An 8881-nucleotide genomic window follows, 5' to 3' on the forward strand; every position below is an offset into this window, starting at 1 on the left:
CGCCCACCGTCCTGCCGGACGTCACCCGCCACCACCCGATCTACGTCATCTGTCGCGAGAGCCGACGGCCGACCGGCCGACCGTGCTCGGTCATTGCTCGGTGGCCGGCGGCGGACCACCTCCCTAGCGTGTGGCAGCAGACCGCGTGTGCCCCGCGCACACCCGCACGACTCACCGAGGAGCGCCGCATGGACGCCAGCCGGCTGACCGCGATCGACGTGCACACCCACGTCCTCGCGTCCGTCACCGAGAAGGAGCGTTCGGGCTCCGGTTCCGACGCCCTGGCGGGCACGTTCGGGAAGATCCCGGAGCTCACGGTGCCCGAGCTCGCCGACTACTACCGCGAGCGCTCGATGGCCGCGATCGTGTTCACCGTCGATTCCGTGACCCGCACCGGACAGGGGCCCCGGGTGTCCAACGAGGAGATCGCCGAGCAGGCGGCCGAGTACGCGGACACGCTCATCCCGTTCGCCAGCGTCGACCCGGGCCGCGGCGCCGAGGCGGTGCGGATCGCGCGGCGCCTGATCGACGAGCACCACGTCCGCGGGTTCAAGTTCCACCCCAGCGACCAGGGCTTCTTCCCCAACGACACGGCGGCGTACCCGCTGTACGAGGTCATCGCCGAGGCAGGGCTCACAGCTCTGTTCCACAGTGGACAGACGGGGGTGGGATCCGGTCAGCGGGGCGGGGGCGGGATCCGCCTGAAGTACTCGAACCCGCTGCACCTCGACGACGTCGCCGTCGACTTCCCGGACATGCCGATCATCATCGCCCACCCGTCGGTGCCGTGGCAGGACGAGGCGCTGGCCGTGGCGGGCCACAAGCCGCAGGTCTACATCGACCTGTCCGGCTGGTCGCCCAAGTACTTCCCGCCGCAGCTCGTCGCGCAGGCGAACTCGCTGCTCAAGAAGAAGGTGTTGTTCGGCTCCGACTTCCCGGCGTTGTCCCCCGACCGCTGGCTGGCCGACTTCGCCAAGCTCGACATCAAGGACGAGGTGCGGCCGCTCATCCTCAAGGACAACGCGGTGCGCCTGTTCGGGCTCGACGACTCGGTCAAGCCCGAGGAGGTCTGAAACCGTGGACGCCTCGTTCGGCACGGTCTTCGAGGGCGTCGCCGCCCGGCTCCCCCACGCCGTCGCCATCTCCGCGCCCGGGCGTGACTACACCTACGCCGAGTTCGACGACCGCGCCTCCCGCCTCGCCGCCGCGCTGGAGGCGACTGGCGTCGGCCCCGGCAACACGGTGGCCTGCTACCTCTACAACGGCGCCCCGTACCTGGAGACCGTCTTCGCGGCGTTCAAGATCGGCGCCATCCCGGTCAACGCCAACTACCGCTACACCGCCGACGAGCTCTCGTCGCTGCTCAACGACGCGGACGCCACAGCACTCGTCTTCAGCGGGGAACTGGCGGGCAACGTCGCGCACGCGGCATCGAACGTCCCCACCCTGAAGCTGCTGGTGCGCGTCGGGGACTCAGCCGAGAACAAGCCCGGTCCCGAGGCGCCCGACTACGAGCAGCTCCTGGCGGCGACCGATCCGCGACCTAACACCCCGCGCCCCGGCTCCGACCAGCTGTTCATGTACACGGGCGGCACCACGGGCAAGCCCAAGGGCGTCATCTGGCAGCACGCGGACCTGCTCCACAGCCTGGCGGTGCCCATCTTCCGGCCGCTCGGCCTGGCCGGGCTCCCCCGCTCACTCGACGAGGCGGTCGAGGTCGCGGTCAAGGCCCACGACGACAACGCCGCACCCGCGATCATGCCCGTGGTACCGCTCATGCACGGGACGGGCTTCTTCAACACCCTCGGCGCGCTGCTCGTGGGCGGCCGAGCGATCACCGCGCAGCCCGGGCAGCTCAACCCCCGCCACGTCTGGGAGTTCGCCGCGGCCCAGCGGGCGGGCACGGTCATCGTCGCGGGCAACGCGGTCTGCCAACCGCTCGTCGACGAGCTGATCCGGGCGGAGAGGGCCGGAAGCCCGCACGATCTGTCCTCGCTGCGCGCCGTCCTGAGCTCGGGTACGGCCCTGAGTGACCGGCTCAAGCAGGCCCTGCACGAGCGCGCCCAGATCACGATCACCGACGCGATCGCCTCGAGTGAGGGCGGCCCGTTCGCCTTCGCGGTGACCACGTCCGTCGACGACCTCCCCGCCCGGTTCTTCCCCGTGCCTGCGACCAAGGTCATCACGAAGGACGACCGGATCCTCGAGCCGGGCGACCCCGAGACCGGCGTGCTCGCCTACAGCGGCCCCATGCCGCTCGGCTACTACAAGGACAGCGCCAAGACCGACACGACCTTCCGCACGGTGGACGGTGTCCGCTACGCGATCCCGGGCGACCTCGCCCACCTCGAGTCCGACGGCTCGATCACGTTCCTCGGCCGTGGCTCCGGCGTGATCAACACCGGCGGGGAGAAGGTCCACCCCCAGGAGGTCGAGAACGTCCTGCTGGCCCACCCGGACGTGACCGACGCCGTCGTCGTCGGCGCGCCGGACGAGACCTGGGGCGAGCGGGTGGCCGCGATCGTGGCGACACCGAAGGAACACTCGCTCTTCGAGATCGAGCTGCAGGACTGGGTCCGCAAGTCACTCGCGGGCTACAAGGTCCCGCGGACCATCGTGCTGGTCGACAAGCTGCCCCGGACCCCCACGGGAAAGCTCGAGATGGCCTGGGCGAAGCAGACCGTCGGCCAGAAGCAGCGCTGATCCCCGGATCGGAGCCGGAACCTCCGGCTTCGAACCCTCCCTCCGACCCGAGGTGCCCGTGTCCGTCGAGCAGTCCCCCTCCTCACCACCCGTCGACGTCGAAGAGGCCCAGCTCACCGTCGGGCCTCCGGCCGACCACGCGGCCGGGTTGAAGGACCCGAGTGGGCTCGCACTGTTCCAGGTCGAGTACCACCAAACCCGAAGTACACGCACCCCGCGCCGCGGCTCGATCAGTCCCCACTCCCGCAGCAGACCCAGCGCTCGGTTCGCTGTGCCGATCGCGATGCCGTAGCTCTTCGCCACCTCGGCGGTCGTCGGTAAGGCAGACCCGGCGGCGATGGTGCCGTCCAGGATCTGGGCGCGGAGGTCCATCGCGGTCAGCTCGTACGGGTTCTGGGCGAACAGCTCGTCGGGACCGACCACGCCCGGATCGCCGACTGGGCGATGCGGAAGCCGGTCGAGTAGGCCGGTCGACGCGCGCCAGTCGGCTTCGGAGACCCAGGCGGCGTAGACGCGCAGCGTGGTCTCCTCCATGGCCGAGACGGCCTGCGACCGTACGTACGTCTACGCCGCCCGCGATGAGCTCGGTCGCCGAGTAGTGACGCAGCTTGTGGAAGGTCGTCTTGATGCCCAGGCGCTGGACGAGTCGTCCGTACCGGCGGGTGATCGTCCGGGGGTTCACGTGCGCCGCTCCGTCGCCCGAGCTGGGCAGTCAGCAGCGTGACCGATGGGAAGACCCAGACAGGGCACGAGGTCGGCGGCTGTGGGTTGGCCGGCGGCTGCTTCGGCGGCTCCGCATGCTCGATCGGGCTGCGCGACAACCACTTCCATCGGACCGCCCTTCTCAGCGCGCCGCTGAGGATGACGTGGATCTGACGGATCGTCGACTGTGCAACCGGCTTGCACACGTGCTGGCGGCAGCGATGGTCGCAGTCGTGCACGGTCTTGACCCGGTGCTCGATCATCCGCCTGCGCTTGCAGTGGAGCCGGCAGCGGCGGAGCTCGGCGTAGAAGGAGTCGAAGACCTCGGACGTGAGCGCAGCCAGCTTGACCGGGCCGATCAGCGGCAGAATATGGGTCCGGGCGAGGTTCTGGTAGGTCGCCCTGGTCGTGCGCTCCACGTCGAGCAGCAGGAAATGCTTCTCCAGGACTTGGCGGACGGTGGCCGAGGTCCGTGGGTTCAGCTGCTCGTCGACCTGGACCAACAGCCGTCGTAGCACCTTCTCCGCCTCCGCGTCAGCATCCGGGCCGCGCCGCACGGTCTCTGGAGGTAGTGGCGCTTCTTGGTGACCGGATCCCGCCCGACGAACACGCGGACCTGCAGCGAGCCACTGCCTCGGTTGGCACCACAAGTGGCACCACAACACGACAGGCCCGAGAGTCGGGAGACTCATCGGGCCTGGTCAGAAGGGTGGAGCTGAGGGGATTCGAACCCCTGACCCCTTGACTGCCAGTCAAGTGCGCTACCAGCTGCGCCACAGCCCCTTGCGATGACAAAACCCTACAACACCCCCCGCGGGGCCCCGAACACCGGGGTCCCGCAGGGGGTGGCTCAGCCCGCGATGGCGTTCTGCAGCCAGTCCGAGTCGTTGACGTCGATCTTCTGGCCGCCGATGGCGACCGTGGGGGTGCCGAAGCTGCCGTTGGTCTGCAGGGCGGGGTTGGCGGCGGCGGTGTTCGTCGCGGTCTCGATCAGGCCGGTGTTGGCCTGGGCGGCCACGCACTGGCCGAAGCCCCCGCCCGCGCCGAGGGTGGTGCCGAAGGACGTCAGCTCGTCGTTGGAGAACCCCGCGCTGCCCTCCGCGGGCTGCTCGGCGTAGAGCTGGGCGTGGTAGGCCGGGAAGATGCCCGCGTCCGCGGCACAGATGGCCGCGTTGGCCGCGCGCGTCGAGTAGCCCGCGGGGCTGCTGGCGCGGTCGAGGATCGAGATGGCGTGGTAGTTGACCTTGATCTGGCCGGCGTTGAGCGCGGTGGTGAGCTGGTCCTTGTACGCCGTCTCGAGCCGCTCGCAGTACGGGCAGAGGTAGTCCTCGTAGATGTCCACCGTGACCGGGGCGGCGGCCTGGCCTGCGGTGATGACTGCGCCCGCCCTGGCGACCGGGTAGTTCGGGGCGGGCCCGGCGGCCTCCGACGACCGGTTGGTGAGCGTCACCACCACGCCGACGACGATCGCCACGATCACGACGACCGCCACGATCGCGAGCACCAGCGTGTTCCCGGACGGACCGCTGCGCTTCGGGGTGATCCCCGCCGCCTTGAGCCGCGCCTGTGCGGCCGCCTGCTTCCGCTTCCGCTCGTTGCGGTCCGCTCCGCCCACCTCAGTACCCTCCGCTACCCGAACCAGAACCCGAACCCGCTGTGACGAGCCGTCGCTCGGCCGCCAGCAGCGTGCGGGGCCGCACGATCAGCCAGGCGGCGAGCAGCAGGAAGCCGACGTCTCGCAGGATCTCCTGCACGTACTGCGTCTGGCCGGGCTCGACCGCGCCGCCGCCGCCGAAGCAGCCGCAGTCGATCGAGAGCCCACGCGCCCACGCCTGGGTGACCCCGGCGATGAACACCAGCAGCAGCGCGGCGGAGAGCGCCGCGACGGCACGCGTCCCGATCCCGACCAGCAGGAGCAGGCCCAGGGCCAGCTCGAACCACGGGAGGACACCCGCGACGACCGACACGGCCTCGCGCGGGAGGACGTCGTACGCCCGCACGGCGACGTACGTCTGCGCGGGATCCAGGGCCTTGATCAGCCCTGACACGAGCCACACCGCGGCGAGACCGAGCCGCGCGAGCGTACCGATCCCGTCGAGAACCCGGCCCCTCGTCACCTCGCGCACGGTAGTCCCGTCGCCTGAGAACCGGATGAGGGACCTCGGCGGCGACCCCGACCGGGTCAGAACCGTTCGCGGGCGGACTCCTGCTCCAGGACGACGTCCAGGTCGGACAGCCGGTCCATCGAGGCGACGGCACGGGCGGTGCGGTTGTTGTCCGCCAGCAGGTCCCGATGGCGGTGGACCCACTGCCAGTAGCCCGCGGTGAAGGGGCAGGCGTCGTCGCCCACCCGCTTCTTCGGGTCGTACTCGCAGCCGCCACAGTGGTCGGACATCCGGTTGATGTAGGCGCCGCCGGAGGAGTAGGGCTTGGTGGCCATCATGCCGCCGTCGGCGTGCTGGCTCATCCCGATGACGTTGGGCGGCATGACCCACTCGAAGCCGTCGACGAAGGCGGTGCGAAACCACTCGTTGAGCTCGGCGGGTCGGTAGCCGCGCTGCAGGGCGTGGTTGCCGAGCACCATCAGTCGCGGGATGTGGTGGACCCAGCCGCGGTCCCGGACGCCCTCCAGGGCGCTGCGCAGACAGGCCGCGGTGACGGAGTCCGCCGCGAGCTCGGTCCACCACTCCGGCAGCGGTGTGTGGGCACGCAGGGCGTTGCGCCGCGTGTAGCCCTTCCCGAAGCGCCAGTAGAGCTGCCAGACGTACTCCCGCCACCCGAGGACCTGCCGGACGAAGCCCTCCACCGAGGCCAGGGGCGCGTCCCCGTCGCGGTAGGCCTGCTCGGCCGCGTGCACGGCGTCGAGCGGATGGAGCACCCCGTGGTTGAGCGGCACGGAGAGCAGGGAGTGGGCCATCGCCCAGTCCTGCTCCAGGATCGCGTCCTCGTACGGGCCGAACGCGCCGAGCCGGTGCCGGACGAAGTGCCGCAGCGCCTCCTGCGCCTCGTCGGGGGTGATCGCGAACCGGCGCGGACCGTCGGAGCCGACCGACGGGACGTCGGCGAGGTCTCGTCGAACCTCCTCGTCGATCTCGTCCTCGGTCGGCTGCCACGGCCCGACGACGCCGAGCGTCGCCTTGCCCCTGGGCGGCGGCTCGCGGTTCTCGGCATCGAGGTTCCACTTGCCGCCGACCGGTTCCGAGCCGTCCATCAGGACGTCGAACCGCTCGCGCTGGGCGCGGTAGAAGTCCTCCATCCGGAACTTCTCGCGGTCACCCGCCCACTCGGTGAACTCGGCGCGGGACAGGGCGAACACCGGCGTGGGACGGATCTCGGCGACGAGGCCGTCCTTCCGCAGCCGCTCGACGAGCTCGGCCGCGGCGAACGACGACGGCTCGTGCACGACGACCGGCTCCCCCACCTGCTCGAGGGCCTCGCGATAGGTGTCGGCGCGGACGTACCGGGCGCGGTCACCCAGCTCCGCGGCGAGGTGCCGCATCCCGGACAGCACCAGGTGCAGCTTCTGCCGGTGGAACCGTCTGCGCCGCAGGGCGCGCGCGGACTCGATCAGCACCACCTCGCGGTCGCGCATCTCCTCGGTCGCGTGCACGTGCGGGCCGAGCTGGTCCGCGAACAGCCACAGCGGTTCCATGGGGTCAGTGTCGGCGCGCGGGGGCCCGTCCGCGACTCGACGGTTTACGCTCCGCGCCGTGAGCGACGACCAGGACGAGCTCGCCGCGCAGCTGGCCGAGCACCGCGACGACCACCGGCACCGGGACGTCTCCGGGGGCTGGCTGCGAGCGGCGACCTTCGGCGCGATGGACGGGCTGGTCACGAACATCGCGCTGTTGGCGGGCGTCGGCGGCGGCGGGGCCGATCGCGAGGTGATCGTGCTGACCGGGATGGCGGGCCTGGTCGCGGGCGCGTTCTCCATGGCGCTCGGCGAGTTCGCCTCGGTGGGCACCCAGAACGAGGCCGTCGACGCCGAGGCGGCGGTCGAACGCCGTGAGCTGGCCCGGCACCCGCTGGCCGAGAAGGCCGAGCTGGTGCAGGAGTACCGCGACATGGGCCTGAGCGAGCAGACCGCCCGCCAGGTCGCCGACGAGATCAGCGCGAACCCGGAGATCGCGTTGCGCGTGCACGTCAGCCAGGAGCTGGGGGTGAGCCTGGACGACAAGCCGTCGCCGTGGGTCGCGGCGGTCTCGTCGTTCCTGTGCTTCGCCGTGGGCGGCATCGTCCCGCTGCTGTCGTTCCTGTTCGGGTCCTCCTCGCTGTTGCTCGGCCTCGGGATCGGGGCGGTGGGGCTCTTCGTGGCCGGGGCGATCTCGAGCCGGTTCACCGTGCGCAGCTGGTGGGGCGGCGGGCTGCGGCAGTTGATGTTCGGCGTGATCGCGGCGGCCGCGACGTACCTCGTCGGCACCCTGATCGGGGTGTCCGTGGCCTGACGTCGTGAGTGCCGACGGTCGCCATAGCGACTATCGGCGCTCACAGGTGGGACGGACGTGACGCCCGCCGATCTGAGAGGCTGGAGGGCGAGCACCAGGCCCGCCCGAACCGAGGAGACCGCCGTGACCGCTGAGATCCCGCTCGACGGGCTCGGCGCGCAGAGCCTGGTCGACCTCGCTCTGGACCGGATCCGCGGGGACATCCTGCGTGGGGTCATCGGGCCCGGCGAGCGGCTCGTCGAGGAGCAGCTGACCAGGCGTTTCGGCATCAGCAGGGCCCCGGTGCGGGAGGCGTTGCGGCTGCTCGGGCAGCAGGGTCTCGTCGAGCACCTGCCGCGCCGCGGGGTCCGGGTGGCCGAGCTGTCGGCGCAGGACATGACGGAGCTCTTCGGGCTGCGGGACGCCCTCGAGCGGTTCGCCGTGGAGACCGCGCTGGTCGCGCCGCCGGACCCGGAGAGGCTCGCCGAGCTCGAGCGGGCGACGGAGCGGATCGAGCGGGCCGCGTCGGACGACCACGAGCACGCCGCGCTGGACCGCGCCGAGGCGCACCGCGAGTTCCACCTCGCCCTCGTCGCGTTGGCGGGGCACCGGCACCTGCTGCGGGTCTACGAGCCGATCATCATGCAGCTCCAGCTCTACATGGCCGCCAACATGCGCCGTGAGGCCGAGCAGCGCTCGCCCGCGGAGGGCGCCCACCGGCACCGCCACCTCTACGAGGCCGTGGCCTCCGGGGACACCGTGGCGGTGCTCGCCGCGCTGGCCGGGCACGGTGCGCGGACCTACCTCGCCCCGGAGCTCGACCAGTCCTGATCGGTCCGCAGGCGCACCAGCTCCGCGGCGCCCGCCCGGTCGGCCACGCCGAGCTTGCCGAAGATCGCCGAGACGTGGTTGCGCACGGTCTTGTCCCCGATCCCCAGCCTGGCCGCGATCTGCGGGTTCGTGAGGTGCCGGGCCAGCAGCGCCAGCACCTCGCCCTCCCGCTCGGTCAGCTCGGGGAAGGAGTTCCACATCGTGGAGAAGACCGCGGAACA

General features: G+C 71.1%; 10 protein-coding genes, 1 tRNA gene and 1 pseudogene. 5 read left to right on the plus strand and 7 right to left on the minus strand.

The window, feature by feature from the left end:
* Positions 1-188 precede the first annotated feature (188 nt).
* Together H5J29_RS12065 and H5J29_RS12070 are read left to right on the plus strand one after the other, a co-directional pair.
* The gene (locus H5J29_RS12065) at positions 189-1073 is read left to right on the plus strand and encodes an amidohydrolase family protein (protein WP_181781029.1); all 885 of its coding nucleotides are present in this window, start codon (positions 189-191) and stop codon (positions 1071-1073) included.
* A gap of 4 nt (positions 1074-1077) precedes the next feature.
* Complete coding sequence (locus H5J29_RS12070) at positions 1078-2703, plus strand: AMP-binding protein (RefSeq protein ID WP_181781030.1); 1626 nt, start codon at positions 1078-1080, stop codon at positions 2701-2703.
* Here the strand turns inward: H5J29_RS12070 and H5J29_RS36520 are convergent.
* Together H5J29_RS36520 and H5J29_RS36525 are read right to left on the minus strand one after the other, a co-directional pair.
* On the minus strand, positions 2584-3237 hold the full coding sequence (locus tag H5J29_RS36520; protein WP_376768521.1) for a GntR family transcriptional regulator: 654 nt from the start codon (positions 3235-3237) through the stop codon (positions 2584-2586). The genes H5J29_RS12070 and H5J29_RS36520 overlap by 120 nt on opposite strands.
* A gap of 58 nt (positions 3238-3295) precedes the next feature.
* Positions 3296-3385, minus strand: a pseudogene (locus H5J29_RS36525) (hypothetical protein); the annotation flags it as partial.
* A gap of 184 nt (positions 3386-3569) precedes the next feature.
* On the opposite strand from H5J29_RS36525, the gene H5J29_RS36715 reads away from it, so the two are divergent.
* Positions 3570-3920, plus strand: coding sequence for a hypothetical protein (locus H5J29_RS36715; protein WP_220187304.1), 351 nt, complete (start codon positions 3570-3572; stop codon positions 3918-3920).
* A 195-nt stretch (positions 3921-4115) separates the two neighbouring features.
* On the opposite strand, the gene H5J29_RS12080 is transcribed toward H5J29_RS36715, so the two are convergent.
* From H5J29_RS12080 to H5J29_RS12095, 4 genes are all read right to left on the minus strand, one after another.
* Positions 4116-4188, minus strand: a tRNA-Ala gene (locus H5J29_RS12080).
* Positions 4189-4255: 67 nt separating this feature from the next.
* Positions 4256-5020, minus strand: a complete 765-nt coding sequence (locus tag H5J29_RS12085; RefSeq protein ID WP_181781031.1) for a DsbA family protein — start codon at positions 5018-5020, stop codon at positions 4256-4258.
* Between the two features lies 1 nt (position 5021).
* Positions 5022-5522, minus strand: a complete 501-nt coding sequence (locus H5J29_RS12090) for a MauE/DoxX family redox-associated membrane protein (protein WP_181781032.1) — start codon at positions 5520-5522, stop codon at positions 5022-5024.
* 65 nt (positions 5523-5587) lie between these two features.
* Positions 5588-7057, minus strand: a complete 1470-nt coding sequence (locus H5J29_RS12095; RefSeq protein ID WP_181781033.1) for a cryptochrome/photolyase family protein — start codon at positions 7055-7057, stop codon at positions 5588-5590.
* Between the two features lie 58 nt (positions 7058-7115).
* Here H5J29_RS12095 and H5J29_RS12100 point away from each other — a divergent pair, with 58 nt between their 5' ends.
* Positions 7116-7850, plus strand: a complete 735-nt coding sequence (locus tag H5J29_RS12100; protein ID WP_312858177.1) for a VIT1/CCC1 transporter family protein — start codon at positions 7116-7118, stop codon at positions 7848-7850.
* A 123-nt stretch (positions 7851-7973) separates the two neighbouring features.
* The gene (locus tag H5J29_RS12105) at positions 7974-8660 is read left to right on the plus strand and encodes a GntR family transcriptional regulator (protein ID WP_181781035.1); all 687 of its coding nucleotides are present in this window, start codon (positions 7974-7976) and stop codon (positions 8658-8660) included.
* Here the strand turns inward: H5J29_RS12105 and H5J29_RS12110 are convergent.
* Positions 8630-8881 (minus strand): response regulator transcription factor (locus tag H5J29_RS12110; RefSeq protein ID WP_181781036.1); only part of this gene is annotated, 252 nt, incomplete at its 5' end. The genes H5J29_RS12105 and H5J29_RS12110 overlap by 31 nt on opposite strands.

This window comes from Pseudonocardia pini, assembly GCF_013870575.1.
Lineage (GTDB): Bacteria > Actinomycetota > Actinomycetes > Mycobacteriales > Pseudonocardiaceae > Pseudonocardia > Pseudonocardia pini.